Here is an 18353-nt window from a genome sequence, read left to right as displayed (position 1 = left end):
ACGGTGTCGCACGCCACTGAACACGGAATCAGGCCATCACCACCTGGCCTCGATACACCCGCTGACTGCGTTTTGCCGTACGCTCAGCATCATCGACCAGTTGCTGGGCGCCACGATAACGCCGCGGTTCCGTGGTCAGCGCGGTGGTTGGTTCCTGAGTCGGTAAAAATGCTTCTATCAGCGCCAGCAGCTGCGGGCTGACACCACTCTGCACCAGAGTCCGCAGTTCGTGCTCCAGCGTTGGCGAGTCGTAGTGAATGTCGCAGCCCTGTTCATCTTTGGCGAGGCGTTTGATCTTTTGCAGGATAGCAATGCTCCGGCGATTAAATTCCACAGACTCATCTCCTTAATAACTTGGTGCCCTGTTATTAAGGAAAGCAAACCTCATACCATAGTTTGAAGATGAGGCCGGATTTTACCGCAGGGTTGTGTCAGGGCGCTGCGTACATGCTGGTCGAACTGCTGTGCCACGGCCTCCCAGCTGGCCTTTTCTGCCGTTTCCCGGGCCGCTTTACCGGCCTCAATCCGATCCAGCTGCAATAACTGCTGCGCCGCCCAGGTAAAGTCATCGCCGCAGTTTTCCTGTGCCAGGTAACCATCAATCCCCGGCCGCACATACTGAGCGGCAGCCGCCATATCGTAGGCCACCACCGGCAGACCACTGGCCAGTGCCTCCAGGGTGACCAGGCCAAAGGTTTCGGTCATGCTGGCAAAAATAAACAGATCGGCAGAGGCGTAATAACGCGCCAGCGCTGCCCCGGTCTGAACCCCGGCAAACAGAATATCCGGATGTTGCTGCTCCAGTTCTGCACGCATCGGGCCATCACCCACCATCACCAGCTTCAGCCGTGGCTGTTGTTGCTGTAACGCCCGTAAAGTGACGATCACCTGGGGGATATTTTTTTCTGCCGCAATACGCCCGACATACAGCGCCACCGGCTGATCCGGCTGCACCCGCCATTGCTGCCGCAACGACTGACAACGGCGCTGCGGCTGAAACAATTCACAATCCACGCCGTGCGGCAAAACATGAACGTTATCGAAGCCCGAACGGGACAAAAAGCCGGCACTTTCCGGCGATGGCACCAGCGTGCCCAGCGTACGATTATGGAAACGCCGCAGCCAGGACAGCGTCAGACTTTTAACCCAGCCCAGGCCGTAATAACTGCTGTAACGATGAAAATTGGTATGAAAGGCACTGAGAACCGGCAACCCCTGACGACGTGCGGCTTTCAGCGCCGAATTTCCCAGCGGTCCCTCGGTGGCGATAAACACCAGCTGCGGACGGAACGACTGCCAGGCCTGACGAATACGCCGGCTCGCCGGCAGACCGATCTGCAGATCCGGGTACATCGGAATGGTCAGCCCGGGCAGCCAGACTTCTTCATGTTCCGCCGTCCAGTCACTCTTCGGCCGGGTACGGATAATCTGAATCTGGTAACGCTGGGGATCCAGCGCCCGGATCAGCTGTCGTAATGAATTAGCCACACCATTAACGTCAGGGACGTAAGTTTCAGTGACTATGCTGATGCGTATCGGCGCCATAAACGGGAATCTCTCAGTCTCATCGACTCAGTGTGCCCCGCAGATGATGACACTTTAATGAAACGGCCCGCGCTCAGTCCTGTGCCAGCTTGGTCAGCCGATAGCGTAACTGCCGTGGCGTCAGCCCCAACACCTTCGCTGCCATGGTTTTATTGCCATTACACTTTTCAATGGCTGCATGAATATCATCCAACTCATCGCCCTGAACCCGCTGATAAGGACGGGCGTACAGGGTCCGGAAGTTTGGCACCACCTGAGTCACCAGCAACTGCGCAATTTGCGCACCGATAAACTGCAGCAGATTCAGATCCGGTGTGTGTTCACAATGACGTAAATCGACCACCAGCACTGCCAGGACCGCCTGACGTAACGTCAGTGGCAACAATAAACAACGCTCCTGCCCGGATAACAGAGAGTGTTGGGGTACAAAGGCGTCAGCACGTTCCTGGCCATCCCGGATCACCAGCCATTCACGCGACTCAAACTGACGACACAACGCATGTTGCACGGCAAAGCTGTACACACCGTTATTGACCCCGGTCGAACAGAACTGTGCTTTGAAACGGCTGGGAGACTCAGGCACAGCCAGCGATACATTCTGCAAACCGGAGACATCACACAACAGGGTTAAAATGGCCTGAATGCTGTCGTCGTCCTGTTGACGCTGCTCCAGAATACGGGTCAGCCCCTGAAACACATCCTGCTCTGCCAGTTCCCGTCCGGCGTTTCCCGCAAAGTGTCCGGCATGAGCTACCGAACGATAATCCTGAATATCTGCCACTTTATGCATACCAGCTCCTTAACCCCTGAGGACCTTGTTTCAACTGGCTATCGCAAACTCCGTACCAGAAAAGCAGAAGCCGCAGTTATGCGGATTTTGCTGCGGCCATTATCAACGGACACAAAAAAGCGCATCCTGGATGCGCTATTTTCTGGCACGGAGACCACGATGACGAACCACCGCGGTGCATATTTCAGGCAATTCCCGGATCATCATCCGGCAGGTATTCTTTTTTAAGCCACAAAGAAAACCCACGACAGGCATCCAGGCTGGTGAGAATACCGGCGAGGCGATCCTGCTTCAGCACCAGCACCGCATCCACCCCCTGGTCAGCCATACCTTCCAGCACCACATCCAGCCGGGTATGCAAATCAATTTGTTTGATCTGTTGCTGGCACATATCACCAGCGGTCAGATCGGTCAGTTCAGCCGTGGTATGGCCGGGCTGACGTGCCAGCTTGATATCTTCACTGCTCAATAAACCGATCACTTTATGGCCAGACATCACGGGCAGGTGATGACAATCGTGTTCTTTCATCAGGTCCGCAGCCTGAGACAAGGGCACAGACTCTTCCACATGAACCGGGAAGGCCGTCATGATCTCCCCCACCGTTGGCATATGACGCATATCACTCTCCTGAGATGGTTTTGACCGATCAGACTCCGATGCGGCCCAGAGTATCAACGATCTGGCGCAACACACCGGCCAGTGTTGGATGGTCCTGCTCAAAACGAATCGCCTGCTGCTGCAACTGTTCGGTCAGTGCTTCATCAGCCTGACCCGCTTCCGTCTGACCTGCGATATCACCGGCGATAGATTGCAATAATTCACGGCTTTCATCATCCAGCTGCGGATGCTGCTGCAGGGTATCGTGCAGTTGTTGTAACTGTTGTTTCAGGGATTCCCGGGGCATGTTACTTCTCCTTCTGAGTATCCCTCCAGTTTAGCAACCTGACACGAAAGAAGGCTAATCCAGATCAGGGTTATGCAGAAAATAGAACGCCATATCACAGCTGGAGCTGATTGCCTGTAACGGATTACGGTTGGCAGCAGCGCCGATATAAAACAGGCTGACGTCTTCCAGCTGCATCCCCCGGGCACAAGGCACCACCTGACGCAGAGTATGAAAAATCAGACTGTGATTGGTCGAAAACGGCACCAGAATATGATCGCTGCCCTGCAACCACTGCAACAATTTGAGTAACTTCTGGGTATTGTGAATCAGACTTTCAGACGGGTTGGCATAAAACAATTGCACCGGGCGGTGCTGAATATGGTGATGCTGACTGAGATCGTCGACCAGCGGCATCGTGGTACCGATTAACTGCTGCAACTCAGGCGAAAAAACTCCCGTCCCGGAGTGCGACGCCGCACCAGGCAGATTATTGATAAACACCTGGCCATGCCCTGCCAGACTATCCGGAACCGGCACTCCTCCCGGATATGGCACAACCTCCAGCCGACTGATAGCACCCATAACAACTCCCTGTTGTTTTTTTCCACGTTACTAAGACTTCAGAGCCTGAGTCAAAGTGTTTTTGGCCAGATGGCCACTAACTTCCTGTCTGTTGTGCTATCGGCTCAGATAACGTCGCTGAGAAACTGCTCCAGCACCAGCTTGATCAGGAAACCCGCCACGCCGACAAACAGGCCAATAAACAAAATAAACTGACCAAACTTCCCGGCATTCGAACGACGGCCCAGATCGTAAATAATAAACGCCATAAAAGAGATCAACAGCGTCAGACCAATACGTAATGCCCAGGTTTCGAACTGTTCTGCATTCATAATTTCACTACTCAGGAAGAATCAGACGGCGCGTAGTGTACTCCTGTGATGGCTCTGGTAACAGAGCTTTGCTATTGGCACCACGCAGGCGGTATGATGCTGGCCAATCAATAACAACAACATACTCACCAAAGGATGACTATATGCGCATCTGGCTCACCCTATTTCTGTGTCTGAGCACCACTCTGGTCAGTGCCGGGCAAAGCGCTGACCACCAGCAACCGAAACAAATTTTCTGTGTTTTTGACCCGGTCGGCGCCCGTGGCCCGATTTATTCCGCCATGCTTGATTACCAGACCCAGGCGTTAACCTGGGGGGCAAATCTGGAGCTCAAAGCCTATACCAACGAAGCGGTGGCGGTCGCCGATTTCCAGGCCGGCCACTGTGATGCCATGGGCGTTACCGGCACCCGGGTACGGCCCTACAACAGCTTTACGGCCAGTATCGAAGCGCTTGGAGGCCTCAGTGACTACCAGCAGATGCAACAGTTACTCGGCATGTTAGCCAAACCCAAAGCCAGCCGTTACCTGGTCGAAGGGGAATATGAAGTTGCCGCCATCCTGCCAGGGGGAGCGGTGTATATTTTTGTGCGTGACAATCAGATTAACTCCATCGAGGCCGCAGCAGGCAAACGCATCGCCACCCTCGATTACGATCAGGCTTCCGTCCATGTGGTGGAACACGTCGGGGCGACTATGGTGCCCTCCAGCGTCGCCACCTTTGCGCCGCGCTTTAACAATGGTGACGTGGATATCGCCTATGCCCCGGCGGTCGCCTATCAGCCGTTTGAAATGTACAAGGGATTAGGCCAGCAAGGCGGAATCTACCGTTTTTCGATGGCACAGATGAACTTTCAGATGGTAATTCGGCATCAGAAATTTCCCGCAGGCTTTGGTCAGAAAAGCCGTGAGTTTGCCTATAACAACTTTGACAAAGCACTGCAGCATATCCGCGATGCCGAAGCCGGTATTCCCGAGCAATACTGGCTTGATCTGCCGGCCGGTAAAGAAACCGAATACAAAGAGATGTTGCGCCAGATCCGCCTGACGCTGACGGCCGCCGGGGTATACGACAAAACCATGATGAAGCTGATGTTTAAGCTGCGCTGCCGCAGCGATCCTTCCCATTATGAATGTGCTGAACGAAAAGAAGGCTGAGCGCTGCGGGGCCTTAGCCCGGCCCCAGCGGGATACCCAACACCAGCCAGACAGCCAGAAAAGCGCTCCAGCCCACCAGCATCACCAATGAAAACGGCACCATCATCGCCAGCAGAGTACCAACACCGGCATCCTGGCGGTATTTCTGCAGCAGCGCCAGAACCAAAGGAAAATACGGCATCAGAGGCGTAATAATGTTGGTGCTGGAATCCCCGACCCGGTAAGCCACCTGGGTCACTTCCGGAGCGATACCGGCCAGCATCAACATAGGCACCAGCACAGGTGCCAGTAACGACCACTTGGCCGAAGCGCTGCCCAGCAACAGATTAATCAGCCCGACCAGCACAATTAACATCACCAGCGTCAGCGCCTGGGGCAATGCCAGCCATTGTAATAACGCCGCTCCCTGGACTGCCACCAGCAAGCCTAACCGGCTCCAGCCAAAGGCATTCACAAACTGAGCTGCAAAAAACATCAGTACCAAATAAGGCGCCAGCGTGCGGATGGTTTGTTCCAGATCCTCCACCAGCGCATGACTGTTGTGATAACGGCCAGTGAGGCGACCAAACAGCCAGCCGCTGACAGCAAACACCAGCCCGACCAGCACACTCAGATTACGCATCAGCGGCGATTGCAGAAAACCCCCGTCTCCGGCCAGCCAGCCCGCTGGCCACAGAGCACTGGCCAGCAATAACAGTGTCAGCAGCAACGCCGTCAGGGCCGAAACGACCGCAGGCGACAGCAACCCGCCAGGCGACGCCGGCACAGCCGATTCTGCGCCACCCGTCGCGACTGACACAGAAGACGAAGCCGTGCCGTCGGCATTTGCCGGCGGCAGGCCCGGCTCCACCCAGCGGTGTAACACCAGGCTGATCAGCAGCGTAATAAACACCGTGGAAGCGGCCATAAAATAATAATTAGCTGCCAGAGTGACCTGCCGCTGAGGATCAATCAACTGCGCGCTTTCGCTGCTGATACCCGCCAGAATGGCATCCACCGGCCCCATCATCAGGTTGGCACTGTAGCCCCCGGAAACGGCCGCGAACGACGCCGCAATACCCGCCAGTGGCGAGCGCCCGGCGAGCTGAAATAACACCGCACTGAGCGGAATCACCACCACGTAACCGGCATCAAAAGCCAGACTCGATAAAATGCCGGTTAACACCACCGCCAGAGTCAGACCGACCCCCGGCAGATGACGCATCAGTTGCTGCAACCAGCTGGCCAGCATGCCGCTGCGCTCTGCAATGCCCAGCCCCAGCATCACCACAATCACCGGCCCGACCGGCGCAAATCCGGTGAAATTGTTAACCGCCGCCGACAACATCCACACCACACCGTCTTCACTGAACAGTGGCCGGGCACTGACCAGCTCGGCAGTGGCCGGATGTTCCACCTGCCAGCCCAGCCAGGCCGCCAGGGTTGAAACCACCACTACCAGAAACCACAGGCCAATAAACAGCACCACAGGTGCTGGTAAACGATTCCCCCAGCGCTCAATCCGTTGCGAAAACTGCTGCCAGAAACTGTACTGATCCATACGACTCCCGTTGCGCTACAATGGCCCGGTTAAACACGATGTCTGTACAGTATCACTCAGCGGGAAAAACGAAAGATGAGCAGCGATTTTGATTTCTGCATTATTGGTGGTGGCGTGGTCGGCCTGGCGATCGCCCGCCAGCTGAGTTCGCTGGGCAGTGTGTTATTAACAGAACAACACGATCTGCTTGGCAGTGAAACCAGCAGCCGCAACAGCGAAGTGATTCACGCCGGGCTGTATTATGCGCCGGGATCACTTAAAGAAAGCCTGTGTCTGCGCGGCAAACACCTGTTATACGACTTCTGCCAGCGTTATCAGATTCCACACCGCCCGATTGGTAAGCTGATTGTGGCCCAGCAACCTAATGACCCGGCGCTGGACCAGCTGCAACACAAAGCACAACAACTGGGAATTCCGCTACAGCGCTGGAACCAGCAGCAACTGCAGCAACAGGAGCCCGCGGTCAGAGCCAGTGAAGCCTTATATTCCCCCACCACCGGCATTATCGACAGCCACAGCTACATGCAGGCACTGACACACCAGGCTGAACAACAAGGTGCTTTAGTAATGCGCCAGACGCGTTTTTTAGCGGCGCAGCAAACCAATCACGACCCTGCCTGGCAAATAGCCCTGCACACCAGTGATGGACCCTTTACCACCAGTGCCCGCTGGCTGATTAACTGTGCCGGCCTGCAGGCTCAGCAGGTAGCCGCAGCCAGTGGTCTGGCCGCCACACACATTCCCGACTTATACCCCTGCCGCGGGCATTATTTCAGCTACAGCGGCCGCAGCCCTTTTCGCCACCTGATTTACCCTCTGCCGGAAAAGAACCTCACCGGCCTGGGCATTCATGCCACCCTCGATCTGGGCGGCCAGGTAAAGTTTGGCCCGGATACCGAATACCTGGCATCAGATGATCTGAGTTACCAGGTCAGGCCGCAATTACGTGACAAATTTGCCAGTGCAATCCGGCGTTATTTTCCCGCCCTCGACGAACAGCAGTTACAGCCCGACTACGCCGGCATCCGCCCCAAATTGCATAACGCCAGCCAGTCCGCCACGGACTTTTGCTTGCGGCTTGATCAGGCACAAAAGTCACTGCATTTATTTGGTATTGAAAGCCCCGGATTAACCGCATCACTGGCGCTTGCCGAGTGGGCAGAACGCTCAGTTAGCCGCGAATAACAGCGTCATTTGACGGAAAATAGTCATAATAATCAGAAGCTTATAACGATTTTACAGGTTGTAATCGACCACGTGTGCAGAAATGTTACGTCGGAGCTACACTGTAATCTGATCGAACACTCACTAACCCAGAAGGTTATACAAAAGTTCACAAGAAGGCCCTGATACGACACAAGGGCAATGGCAGAGCCTGCTATTCTGAGAACAGTTGTTAAATACACTCTGTGTGAAAGGGAGCACTATGACTCAAGCACTTCGTGCCAGGCAGGATCAGGAACATCAGACCGTGAGCACCATCTTATCCGATCAGGTGATGATTCCGATTAACTGCGACCATTGCCATCAGGACACAGACGTCAGCCTGCAGCAGCTGAAATTGCGCAGCCCGGTGTTATGTGAACATTGTTATGAAATTAAAACCTTCAGTGAAACCGAACTGAAGCTTACCCGGCTGATATTAGCCCAGGCCGGTTACCATTTCGCCTTGTAATAATCGGCCGGAGCAATCCGGCCTGTTTTATCGCGCTGGCAGATTCATCATCACCGTTATTCCAGCATCTTTTTTATCTGCTCCTCAGTGGGCACCGAACCGGAATGTTTTAAAACACCATCAACCCCTACCGCCGGCGTACTCATCACCCCTGCGGTCATAATCGCTTCCAGGTCCGTCACTTTAGTCACGCTAACAGCCAGGCCCAGCTCTTTAGCCACCTGCTCCAGGCGCTCCGCAGTGGTGACACAGTTTTTACAACCAGAACCATAAACATTAATTTGCTTCATCATTTTTCCTCTTCCAAAAGCTGCATCATAAAACGTTAACGGCATTAAACAGCCAGCCAACCAGACAGAATGCCACTAACAAATAGGCGGCAATCAAGGCCAGTAATTTAAATTTCATCACCTGTTTAAGCATCATAAATTCCGGCAGGCTCACGGCCACAGCACTCATACAAAATGCCAGCGTGGTACCGAGGGGCAGACCTTTAAGCAACAGGCTTTCCATAATCGGAATAACAGACGTTGCATTCACATACACTGGAATAGCCATCAGCGCGGCCAGCGGCACCGACCACCATTGTCCGTCTGCCAGATATTGCTGAAACCACTGCTGCGGCACAAAACCATGAATAAAGGCGCCAATCCCAACACCAATAAACACCCACTTCCAGATACGCTGAAAAATTTCACGGGTTTCCTGCCAGGCAAACTGATGGCGTTGCCGGATGTCCAGCCGGGGGGACTCATAAATAAGCTGAGCAGCCTGATCGCCCTGTTCATATTGCTTGGCTAAAAACACCACCAGCCAGCGCTCGGCTTTCAGCGCATCAATCAGCCAGCCACCGATAATGCCGGTTAATAAACCCACCGACAGATAGAGCAGGGTGAACTTCAAACCCAGCAGCGAACTCAGCAGGACAATGGCCACTTCATTAATCATCGGCGAAGTCAGCAGAAATGCCATGGTCACCCCCAATGGAATGCGGGCAGACACAAATCCCATAAACAACGGAATCGAGCTACAGGAACAAAACGGCGTTACCGCACCAAACAAAGAACCCAGCAGATAACCACTGTAGCGGCCTTTACCCTGCAAATAAGCCCTGACCCGTTCCGGGTTTAAACTGGCCCGCATCAGAGCAATGATATAAATCAGTACCATCAGTAACACCAGAATTTTACTGCTGTCTTCAATAAAAAAGTGCACCCCGGATGCCAGCCGGGTATCCGGCTCCAGCGCCAGCACGGTGAACGTCAGCCAGCTGGCCAGATCAGTAAACCAGTGCAACATGGTGTTACCTCAATTCTGTAGTCTCTGAATATAAACACGAATAAGCTCTGCAAAAGATGCACAGACATTAATTAATGCAAGACACGCCTGATAAGCCATTGTGATCGCGGTAAATTATACATCCCAAGCCTTCATTATTAAGACATTCGCGGCACTAACTGTTATGCCTGAAATGATTACCCGCCTCAGGCCAGCCCGGCGGATATCACATGGCAGTTACTGAAAGCAGACCATCAGCAAAAACTATAACGCCGGTTTAAATTTGTAATTTCTGCTGATGCAGCCTGAAGCGTAAGCTGATTAGCGTTGATTTAACCGCTGGCCACACCACTATGACTCAGGCATCTCATCAGGCAACTGCAAAAACATCTCAGTCCCCCTGCCATCACTGCGGGCCGGAAACACCATTGCCACGTACCGCTCTGGTGGCGGAAGGTGGTGGCCAGCGGGGTGTCTTTACTGCCGGCATTCTGGACGCCTGGATGGCTGCCGGGTTTAATCCATTCGAAATCCTGATTGGCACTTCCGCCGGGGCTCAGAACCTGTCGAGCTATATGACCTGCCAACCGGGTTTTGGCCTGAATGCGATTACCGAGTTTTCCTCTCAGCCGCAGTTTTTTAAATGGCAACGCTCGTTGATTGGTAAACACGCAGTGGATCTGGATTGGTACTTTGATCAGTTAAACAGCTCCGCCAGCCAACTGGATATCAACCGCGGTCATTCGCGCTTGCAGCAACGTCAGTTATATTTTTCTGCCACCCGCAGTGATAACCGCCGGGCGGAGTTTTTTTCACCCGATCAGCACAACTGGCTGGCGATGTTAAAAGCGTCCAGCGCCCTGCCGGTATTGTATAAAGGTGGCGTTAAAATTGGTGAACACCAGTATGTGGATGGTGGATTGTCGGCTCCACTGCCGGTGGAAGAAGCCTACAACCGCGGCGCCAGAAAAATTACCGTGTTAAGAACCGTGGCAGAAGATACCAGCCTGGTATCGCCCTGGGCCCATAAACTGAAAGCCCTGTTTTGCAGTATGCATTATTGCCCGAAAATACTGGATCTGATTACCCATCATGAAGACAGCTACCAGCGCAACCTGGCGTTTATTCAGAACCCACCGGCTGATGTTGAAATACAGCAGTTGTTTCCACCGCAGCCGCTGGCCAGTTCACTGGTGGGCAGCCCGCGTCAGGCGCTGCAGCAGGATTATCAGCTGGGGCTCAATAGCGGACGGGATTTCCTGCAACAGTTTGCCGCCTGACCGGAGCTTGCCGCCAGGCGCAAACCGGATGTTTAAGGAATCTCTGATATAACCAGCGCCACCTAAAATCTGCAGACATTCGCGGTACACCGACTCTGCCGTTAAGGTCGCCTGTACTTTTAACAGAGCAATATCTGAGGTACGTGCCGTTATCCACCTGAGTAATACAGGTATCCAGGTAAGCGTAAAAAGCATTCAGCTGGCGAATCATTTCCACAAACTTATGGCGAATTACCTGATGCTGTGCCAGCCGTTCGTGGTTCCAGTTATTCACAACAATTAAGCGACAAGTGCCGCAGCTATAAACGAGTTATAGCTGCTTGATTTAAAGTTATCTGAATTAACCAGGGCTGATTATTCTTCTGATAATTCATCAAGATTTGAGCGATGGAAACCATCGTACCTCTCGACATTGTTGGTTTCCGGACGCGGCAACGGCATATACATATGGCTGGAACCAAACTGTGCACCACCATCGATATGCACAGTATCACCGGTAATAAAGGCCGCGCCCGGGCTCAACAGGAAAACAATCGCCGAGCTGACTTCGGCTTCGGTACATAAACGACGCAGCGGCATGGCTTCACCGGTTTTTAATAAACGCTTACGGGTAGCCGGGTCGTAGGTGGCTAAACCGCTGGAAGCAACAATACCCGGAGCAACCGCATTCACCCGTACGCCATAACGGCCCCATTCCCAGGCGGCGGTTTTGGTGAAGTTTTCCATCCCGGCGCGGGCAGCACCTGTGTGACCCATCCCCGGGAAACCATTGCTGCAGTCGGCGGTAATATTCACAATCGAACCTCCATTTTCCTGCATGGTGGCTTTGTACACTTCACGTGCCATCAGGAAACCGCCAACCAGATTGTTTTCCACAACGGCCTGGAAACCGTTTTTACTGATTTTTTCCAGCGGCGCCGGGAACTGACCACCGGCGTTATTCACCAGGCCATGAATGCGGCTATGCTGCTCAACAATGCTCTGAATCACTTCCACCACACGCTCTTCATCGCGAATATCGGCAACACGAAAGTCCGCTTTGCCACCGGAGCCGGTTTCTTTGCTGTCTGCTTCGATCTCTGCCACCACCTGCTGCAGCTTTTCCTCACGACGCCCCATCAGCACCACGGTGGCACCCAGGCTGGCCAGCTCATGAGCGGTACAGCGACCAATACCACTGCCACCGCCGGTGATAACAATCACCTGATCGTTAAATAAACCCGGGGCAAATACCGATTGATAACCCGTCATCACACACACCACTGTTATTTTTATGAACGGCTAGCCTACCACCAGCAACGCCGCAGGAAAGTGGCCGTAACGCCGACACGGTTTAACAAAAGTGTTCAGCGGCATAAGTCGATATACTTGCGCCTACACATGGATTTCACACGGCAGCCTGGCACTGGGCTTACTGCCTGTAAACGCTTATGTGTCGTGGGAAAGCAATCTGGCGGGGTTACCGGCCGGTGGCCTGTGTGCATTATGGCTGCACCGGGAAGACACCGGGGCAGTATCGGGCTGGCGCAGATCAGGCCTAGAGCACCTTCCAGCGACAATGGTTAACCGCCTCGAAATGTACAAAATACTTTACAATACATGTGTTTTCTTGATTTTGTATAGTATTTTATACAAACTGAGTTAAACCCATCGTATCTTTAAGCGATATCATGAATACAGTTGAACTGGGCCAACAGATACGGCAACTGCGCCTTGCCGCAGGTATCTCACAACAACAGATGTCTAATGATCTGGCACTTTCGCGTGCAACGTTAAGTGGCTTAGAAAAAGGTCGTAGCGGTGACATTGGCATCCGTAAGATCATAAAAATCCTGGACTACCTGGGCATGGAACTGACTGTGGTCGATAAATCGCCCTTCCCTACGTTTGAACAAATCCGGGAAGAAACCAACAAGTAAGCACATCGAGAGAAACACGTCAGCAAAACAACCGGAGCGGGACCATGGATAACTCACTTAATGTCTGCATTAATCAGCAACCGGCTGGCGAATTATTCCGTGACGAGAACAATTATGTGTTCCGCTATCAGACTGACGAGCATCAGAGCAGCGAAGCCTCTCTGAACAACGCGGTGTCGTTAACAATGCCACCACGGAAGCGTGATTACAGCCATTCTCAGTTATTCCCCATCTTCGAAATGCACCTGCCGGAAGGTTATTTACTGGCACTGATTCAGCGCCACTTTGGCAAGCTGCAACATGAAAAAGGACAAACTCAGGATGACCTGAGTCTATTACAACTGCTGGCACCCGGCATTCGAGGTCGGCTGAATTACGATGCAGGCAGTACAAAGGATGAACCACTCACGCTGGAGAGCCTGATACACCCCAACAGTGAGCAGTTATTTGACGAGCTGGTGCAAAAGTTTGCTTTAAAATCTCCACTCAGCGGCGTTCAACCCAAGGTTTTGGCCCGGGTTTTAAATAAAGCAACGTTAAAACTGGACGACTATATTGTTAAGGCCTGGGGGCCAGAATATCCCGAATTAGCACTGAACGAGTTCTGGTGTATGACAGCGATTAAAAATGCCGGAATTGATGTGCCTGAATTTTACCTGTCGGATGACAATAAGCTGTTTATTATGAAACGCTTTGATCTGCTGGACGATGGCAGCGCACTTGGGTTTGAAGATTTGTGTGTATTACAGGCGCGCCAGCGCGACGATAAATACAGCGGTAGTTATGAACAGCTGGCTAAAACGCTGAATGCCTTTATTTCTCCGCCATTAAAAGCCCGCAGTTTCCAGCAGTTTTTTAAATTGATGGTTATAAATCAGCGTTTGCAAAACGGTGATGCACATTTAAAAAACTTCGGGATTTTATATCCGGATTACCGACAGGTTCAGCTGGCTCCAGCTTATGACGTCGTTAGCACCACCGCTTATGTTCGTAACGATATGTCGGCACTGACCATGATGGGCAGTCGCAAATGGTGGCCGCGTAAACATCTGCTTAACTTCGGAGTAACCAGCTGCGGCCTGACTCTGAAGCAAGCTAATACACTATACGATGAATGCCTGACCGCACTGGCTAAGACGGCCGAGCACATCAAACAACTGGAAATGGATTCCATGACTGAAGATCAGCAATGTGTGCTGGAGCATTTGCTGAAACTGATGACAGCTGAGAGTTAACCAGCACTTAGCTACCGAATTTACTGCGATACTCACTCGGCGCCAGCCCGGTATGACGCTTAAATAACTGGCGGAAAAAACGCACATCTTCATAGCCACATTCACGGGCAATCACATCGACTTGTTTTAAACTGGTTTCCAGCGCTTTTTTCGCCACTTCCATACGCAGCGCCTGAATATACGCCAGCGGTGTTTGTTGCGCGGCTTGTTTAAAACGTCGCTTAAACTGACGTTCGCTGAGGTTAATTAATTCCGCCAGATCCTGTTGGGTAAATTGCTCACAGACATGCTGTTCCAGCCAATCCTGAACCTGATGAATTAAATGATCCTGATGCTGGCGTTGGGGCATAAAGCTGGCGTATTGCAGCTGGCTATGACGGTCCAGATCGATTAACACCGATTTCGCCACTTGCCGGGCAATCGCTTCCCCAAAATACTGACGCACTAATAGCAGGCTCATATCCTGGTAAGCACTCGCTCCGCCGGAACAGGCCACCTGCCCGTCCTGAGTGAGCATGGCACCCGGTTGCCAATCACAATCCGGAAACTGCTGCGCCAGCCAGTCAATCACACTCCAGTGGCTGGTCGCCTGACGACCGTCCAGTACTCCCGCCGCCGCCAGCACATAAGCACCGGTACAGACACTCACCATACGACAACCCTGCTGGTGCAACTGACGTACCCAGGCCAGAGTCGGCGCCGCCACCCGGGCCTGATGCAGGTATGGGCCATCAATAGCACCGACAATTAATAAATCCGCGCTGTCCACTTCCCGGATATCGCAATGCGCAACAATCTGTAACCCGCCACTGCTCTGCACCTGACGCCCGTTTTCTGCCACTACCTCCACCTGCCACTGGCTGTCTTCTGCCAGCCGCCGGGCTAATAACAAAATTTCCATAGGCCCGGTAACGGAGGTCAGCGGACAACCATCCAGCGCTAAAATGACACAACGTTTCATACAACAAGCCCTTAAGAATAAGATGGCCTTATTATCCCCCAGGTTGTCATATAAGCCACCACACATCGCGCCAGCTTCACACTACACTAACTGCTGTTATCCAGCCCTGAGTGACGGTTATGAATCCCCGCCAAGATGCACAGCAATCAGAACAACAGCAGCAACAACAACTGATCGAAGATTTTTATCGCGCGTTTCAGCAAAAAGACTTTGCCTTCATGGCGCAGTGTTATCACCCGGATGCCTATTTCCGCGATGAAGCTTTCGAGTTAAGCGGTAACGAACCCGGCGCCATGTGGCATATGTTGTGTGAACGTGGCCAGGATATGACACTGGAATTTTCTGTGGCCCAGAACAACGGACGCACGAGCGCCCACTGGGAAGCCAGATACACCTTCAGCCAGACCGGCCGTACGGTACACAATATTATTGATGCCGAATTTGAATTTAAAGAAGGTAAAATTGTGCACCATATCGACCGCTTTAATTTCTGGCGCTGGAGCCGACAGGCACTGGGATTACCGGGTTTATTATTAGGCTGGTCACCGTTTTTACGCCATAAGGTCAGCCGGATGGCAATGACCAGCCTGCAACGATTTATGGCCAACAATCATTATCAATAATTCTGTAACCAGCGCCGCCGGACTTTATAAAAAGAACTGACATCGGCATAGCCTAATAATTCACAAACCGTCAGCGGGTCGTCATAACCCTGCTCCAGCAACTGCTGATAACGATGATAACGCCACTGCTCCAGCTGGGCGCTGAAACTGGTGTTCTGCTGCTTCAGCTGGCGATATAAGGTGGTACGGCTGATCCCCAACTCCGCAGCGACACAGTCGGCATGACTGAATTGTTTGGCGGAACGACTGAACAGTAACGCCAGGCGTTGCACAATATCCTCGCTCAGCGCCGCCAGCTGCTGACCAGCCTGTTGCTGCAGTAATCCGGCCAGGTACGCGTTGGCCTGCAGCAGTGGTTTCTGCAGTTCGCCGGGCTCTGGAATAATACGGTTATGGTCTGCCTGATAGTCCACCGGACAATCAAAATAATGCTGAATATAAGCGGCCGTTGTCGCACAACGGCGCCGTTGCAAACAAACGCGCTGCAATTTTAACGGTTCACCACTGAGATATTCCGCCCAGCTTTTAAAACCCGCCAGGCTGCGATCCTCGGCCAGCTGCGGATAACCCGCAGCAACGGGATAACTGAACAGAATATGCGGCAAACCGTCGTTATCCGTTGTTACACGCCATAACTCATCGCGGTTCATTAACGCGACATGGCGACAAAATACATCAACAGCCTGGTGCAGATTGGCACAATGGCATAACCAGTGCGCTAATATCCCGCGGGCATTCTGATGAATCTGTGCCCCCATCTGCCAGCCGGTTAACGGCTCCGCCGTTAATGCCGCCTGTTGCCACAATGTCAGCAACAACGACCGCGGTAAGCGCCGGGACAATAACCCGGAAACATCACCGCCCTGCTGTAACTGTTGTGCTGCGGCAAAAACCGCTTTGCCACATAAATCACCGATCTGTCCGGGAGTTAACAGCTGACGCTGCCACAATTGCCGCGCCAGATCGACCACTGCAATGGCCGATACTCCCGTGCCGTCAGCGCTGCCGTTTTTATCCGCTTTTGCAACCACGTTCCTCTACCCTGCAACAATCGGCCTGTCACTGCTCAGGCGCTGTTTTTATCCTTGCATAAACAAGGAGATCAGCGATGCAGAATACCCCCGACCCGATCAGAAATGAAGTCGAGTTACGCCAGCACATTGCCGCTTACCCCAGCATTCTTGACCAGCGTATTCAGACCCGGCTGGATGATTTATGCCTGGAATTTATTCACGCCAGTCAGTTAATAATGGGGTTTTACCAGGCACAGGATCAGGCAGATTTTTTTATTCTGCCAACGGATCAGCTTATGATTCAGTCACCGGAGCAACTGCAGCTGAGCGCTGTATCCCTGCCCTCTGCCAGCGTCAGTCTGATTTTTCTGATTGCCGGTGTCGATCATGTATTACGTATTAATGGCCAGCTGACCGAAAGCGGCCGGCTGCACATACAACAGAGTTATTTTCATTGTGGCCGGGCGGCGATGCGTGCCCGCCTGTGGCAGCCCGAAACGGTTAGCGCCACAATAACCCCGGCCGATTTTATCCACCGGGCACGCTATGCTTTGCTTGCCAGTTTCGGGGCCGATGGCAAGGTGCTGATTTCACCACGCGGAGAACAGGCCGGGCAGATTCAGTTATTGGCCGATGGTAAGCTGCTGTTACCCGAGCGTCCGGGCAATAAAGTGGCTGCCAGTTTACGTAACCTGTTAACCGACCCACGCATCCGGCTGGCATTAATTATTCCCGGTTGTGAACGGGTGTTGTGTGTCCAGGGCATGGCCAGAATATCGGCCGCAGCAGAAAAACGGCAACAGGCCGCCGTCGATAACCGCCCGGCTAAGCTGGTAATTGAAATCGCTGACGTCCGGACTCACTGGCTGAATAACAGCGCACTTGATGCCACGTTCTGGCAATTATCAGAACAGCCGGTTAGCGGGCTGACGCCGTTTGCCAAAGCACTGGCTACTCATATGAAAGGCAAAGGTATGATGGGGAAATTAACCCACCTGGTGGTCGACCGGGTGGTAAAAAAAGATGCCAACAATCTGTACTGATTGTGGCATCTTAATGAGGTTGGTGTATGGCGCTGAGTTAAACGGCTTCAACCCACATTACACCAACCTCGGTGCGCACGACTTTCACTTCAGTCCCGGCAGCCAGAGGTTGGCGGCTTTTCAGTTTCCAGCGGACGCCGGAATAATTACGTTGTGCTTCGCCACGGCTGTCAACGTCCTGCTCCAGAATAAATGTCTGATCGGCAAAATCACTGTCGACTGCTTTATGTTCAACGTTATTTTGCAGACGGCTCAGAGGTTTCCATAACGTCACCGCCAATACCGCTGTAACCAGGGTGTTACTCCACAACGCCGTCATCACACTGGCTTCCAGCAAACCGGCATTCATCGCAATACCGGTCAGCAGCAGAGATATCCCTAAAAACAACAATACAAAGGTAGCAAACCCTAATACCGCCACTTCGATAATCAGAGCAGCAATCCCGAGAATCATCAGGATTTCTGCCATATTTTCCATTCTGAAAAAGTCCATTGCGTTACTCTCTGGTTCGCT

The 18353-nt window shown here is 52.8% G+C and carries 23 protein-coding genes; 8 read left to right on the top strand and 15 right to left on the bottom strand.

Annotation, left to right across the window (positions count from 1 at the left end; all coding sequences use genetic code 11):
- Nucleotides 1-28: 28 nt before the first annotated feature.
- From ACFOMG_RS09725 to ACFOMG_RS09695, 7 genes are all read right to left on the bottom strand, one after another.
- Entirely contained in the window at nucleotides 29-334 is a 306-nt protein-coding gene (locus ACFOMG_RS09725) for a hypothetical protein (protein ID WP_376866314.1), read from the bottom strand.
- A gap of 50 nt (nucleotides 335-384) precedes the next feature.
- Complete coding sequence (locus ACFOMG_RS09720; RefSeq protein WP_376866313.1) at nucleotides 385-1545, bottom strand: glycosyltransferase family 4 protein; 1161 nt, start codon at nucleotides 1543-1545, stop codon at nucleotides 385-387.
- 73 nt (nucleotides 1546-1618) lie between these two features.
- Nucleotides 1619-2335, bottom strand: a complete 717-nt coding sequence (locus tag ACFOMG_RS09715) for a helix-turn-helix domain-containing protein (RefSeq protein ID WP_376866311.1) — start codon at nucleotides 2333-2335, stop codon at nucleotides 1619-1621.
- A 184-nt stretch (nucleotides 2336-2519) separates the two neighbouring features.
- The gene (locus ACFOMG_RS09710; protein WP_376866310.1) at nucleotides 2520-2954 is read right to left on the bottom strand and encodes a CBS domain-containing protein; all 435 of its coding nucleotides are present in this window, start codon (nucleotides 2952-2954) and stop codon (nucleotides 2520-2522) included.
- A 28-nt stretch (nucleotides 2955-2982) separates the two neighbouring features.
- Nucleotides 2983-3240 carry a DUF4404 family protein gene (locus ACFOMG_RS09705; RefSeq protein ID WP_376866309.1) on the bottom strand — a complete coding sequence of 86 codons (258 nt, stop codon included), beginning with the start codon at nucleotides 3238-3240 and terminating at the stop codon, nucleotides 2983-2985.
- Between the two features lie 54 nt (nucleotides 3241-3294).
- A complete protein-coding gene (locus ACFOMG_RS09700) occupies nucleotides 3295-3804 on the bottom strand; it encodes a hypothetical protein (RefSeq protein WP_376866308.1) in 510 nt (169 codons plus the stop codon).
- A 104-nt stretch (nucleotides 3805-3908) separates the two neighbouring features.
- A complete protein-coding gene (locus ACFOMG_RS09695; protein ID WP_376866306.1) occupies nucleotides 3909-4115 on the bottom strand; it encodes a DUF2788 domain-containing protein in 207 nt (68 codons plus the stop codon).
- 143 nt (nucleotides 4116-4258) lie between these two features.
- Between ACFOMG_RS09695 and ACFOMG_RS09690 the strand changes: the two genes are divergently transcribed.
- The gene (locus tag ACFOMG_RS09690; RefSeq protein WP_376866305.1) at nucleotides 4259-5272 is read left to right on the top strand and encodes a putative solute-binding protein; all 1014 of its coding nucleotides are present in this window, start codon (nucleotides 4259-4261) and stop codon (nucleotides 5270-5272) included.
- Nucleotides 5273-5285: 13 nt separating this feature from the next.
- Here ACFOMG_RS09690 and ACFOMG_RS09685 read toward each other — a convergent pair whose 3' ends face one another.
- Nucleotides 5286-6812 (bottom strand): AbgT family transporter, encoded by a 1527-nt coding sequence (locus tag ACFOMG_RS09685; RefSeq protein ID WP_376866303.1) that lies wholly within the window; start codon nucleotides 6810-6812, stop codon nucleotides 5286-5288.
- Nucleotides 6813-6887: 75 nt separating this feature from the next.
- On the opposite strand from ACFOMG_RS09685, the gene ACFOMG_RS09680 reads away from it, so the two are divergent.
- Together ACFOMG_RS09680 and ACFOMG_RS09675 are read left to right on the top strand one after the other, a co-directional pair.
- Entirely contained in the window at nucleotides 6888-7997 is a 1110-nt protein-coding gene (locus ACFOMG_RS09680; protein ID WP_376866302.1) for an NAD(P)/FAD-dependent oxidoreductase, read from the top strand.
- A 241-nt stretch (nucleotides 7998-8238) separates the two neighbouring features.
- Nucleotides 8239-8487 carry a hypothetical protein gene (locus ACFOMG_RS09675; RefSeq protein ID WP_376866300.1) on the top strand — a complete coding sequence of 83 codons (249 nt, stop codon included), beginning with the start codon at nucleotides 8239-8241 and terminating at the stop codon, nucleotides 8485-8487.
- A 56-nt stretch (nucleotides 8488-8543) separates the two neighbouring features.
- Here the strand turns inward: ACFOMG_RS09675 and ACFOMG_RS09670 are convergent, their stop codons facing one another.
- Together ACFOMG_RS09670 and ACFOMG_RS09665 are read right to left on the bottom strand one after the other, a co-directional pair.
- Entirely contained in the window at nucleotides 8544-8822 is a 279-nt protein-coding gene (locus ACFOMG_RS09670; RefSeq protein ID WP_376866298.1) for a thioredoxin family protein, read from the bottom strand.
- Nucleotides 8803-9786, bottom strand: coding sequence for a permease (locus ACFOMG_RS09665; protein WP_376866297.1), 984 nt, complete (start codon nucleotides 9784-9786; stop codon nucleotides 8803-8805). The genes ACFOMG_RS09670 and ACFOMG_RS09665 overlap by 20 nt, the downstream gene beginning before the upstream one ends.
- 332 nt (nucleotides 9787-10118) lie before the next feature.
- On the opposite strand from ACFOMG_RS09665, the gene ACFOMG_RS09660 reads away from it, so the two are divergent.
- On the top strand, nucleotides 10119-11045 hold the full coding sequence (locus ACFOMG_RS09660; protein ID WP_376866296.1) for a patatin-like phospholipase family protein: 927 nt from the start codon (nucleotides 10119-10121) through the stop codon (nucleotides 11043-11045).
- Here ACFOMG_RS09660 and ACFOMG_RS09655 read toward each other — a convergent pair.
- Both ACFOMG_RS09655 and ACFOMG_RS09650 read right to left on the bottom strand, forming a co-directional pair.
- Nucleotides 10953-11240 carry an acyl-CoA dehydrogenase family protein gene (locus ACFOMG_RS09655; protein ID WP_376866293.1) on the bottom strand — a complete coding sequence of 96 codons (288 nt, stop codon included), beginning with the start codon at nucleotides 11238-11240 and terminating at the stop codon, nucleotides 10953-10955. The genes ACFOMG_RS09660 and ACFOMG_RS09655 overlap by 93 nt on opposite strands.
- Nucleotides 11241-11399: 159 nt before the next feature.
- On the bottom strand, nucleotides 11400-12296 hold the full coding sequence (locus ACFOMG_RS09650) for an SDR family oxidoreductase (protein ID WP_376866291.1): 897 nt from the start codon (nucleotides 12294-12296) through the stop codon (nucleotides 11400-11402).
- Nucleotides 12297-12715: 419 nt separating this feature from the next.
- Between ACFOMG_RS09650 and ACFOMG_RS09645 the strand changes: the two genes are divergently transcribed.
- Together ACFOMG_RS09645 and ACFOMG_RS09640 are read left to right on the top strand one after the other, a co-directional pair.
- On the top strand, nucleotides 12716-12964 hold the full coding sequence (locus ACFOMG_RS09645; RefSeq protein ID WP_376866290.1) for a helix-turn-helix domain-containing protein: 249 nt from the start codon (nucleotides 12716-12718) through the stop codon (nucleotides 12962-12964).
- A 44-nt stretch (nucleotides 12965-13008) separates the two neighbouring features.
- The gene (locus ACFOMG_RS09640; protein WP_376866289.1) at nucleotides 13009-14199 is read left to right on the top strand and encodes a type II toxin-antitoxin system HipA family toxin; all 1191 of its coding nucleotides are present in this window, start codon (nucleotides 13009-13011) and stop codon (nucleotides 14197-14199) included.
- Nucleotides 14200-14206: 7 nt separating this feature from the next.
- Here the strand turns inward: ACFOMG_RS09640 and ACFOMG_RS09635 are convergent, their stop codons facing one another.
- Nucleotides 14207-15160: a GlxA family transcriptional regulator gene (locus tag ACFOMG_RS09635; RefSeq protein ID WP_376866288.1), complete on the bottom strand. Its 954-nt coding sequence runs from the start codon at nucleotides 15158-15160 to the stop codon at nucleotides 14207-14209.
- 119 nt (nucleotides 15161-15279) lie between these two features.
- On the opposite strand from ACFOMG_RS09635, the gene ACFOMG_RS09630 reads away from it, so the two are divergent.
- On the top strand, nucleotides 15280-15783 hold the full coding sequence (locus ACFOMG_RS09630) for a nuclear transport factor 2 family protein (RefSeq protein ID WP_376866287.1): 504 nt from the start codon (nucleotides 15280-15282) through the stop codon (nucleotides 15781-15783).
- On the opposite strand, the gene ACFOMG_RS09625 is transcribed toward ACFOMG_RS09630, so the two are convergent.
- Nucleotides 15777-16814 (bottom strand): AraC family transcriptional regulator ligand-binding domain-containing protein, encoded by a 1038-nt coding sequence (locus ACFOMG_RS09625; protein ID WP_376866286.1) that lies wholly within the window; start codon nucleotides 16812-16814, stop codon nucleotides 15777-15779. The two genes, ACFOMG_RS09630 and ACFOMG_RS09625, sit on opposite strands and share 7 nt — an antisense overlap.
- 77 nt (nucleotides 16815-16891) lie before the next feature.
- Between ACFOMG_RS09625 and ACFOMG_RS09620 the strand changes: the two genes are divergently transcribed.
- Nucleotides 16892-17839: a pyridoxamine 5'-phosphate oxidase family protein gene (locus ACFOMG_RS09620; RefSeq protein ID WP_376866285.1), complete on the top strand. Its 948-nt coding sequence runs from the start codon at nucleotides 16892-16894 to the stop codon at nucleotides 17837-17839.
- 37 nt (nucleotides 17840-17876) lie between these two features.
- On the opposite strand, the gene ACFOMG_RS09615 is transcribed toward ACFOMG_RS09620, so the two are convergent.
- Nucleotides 17877-18332, bottom strand: a complete 456-nt coding sequence (locus ACFOMG_RS09615) for an NfeD family protein (RefSeq protein WP_376866284.1) — start codon at nucleotides 18330-18332, stop codon at nucleotides 17877-17879.
- Between the last annotated feature and the right edge of the window lie 21 nt (nucleotides 18333-18353).

This window comes from Bacterioplanoides pacificum (assembly GCF_042648445.1).
Classification (GTDB): Bacteria; Pseudomonadota; Gammaproteobacteria; order Pseudomonadales; family Oceanobacteraceae; genus Bacterioplanoides; species Bacterioplanoides pacificum.
The sequence above is the reverse complement of the archived record's forward strand: the minus strand, read 5'-3'. Positions and strand labels throughout refer to the sequence as shown.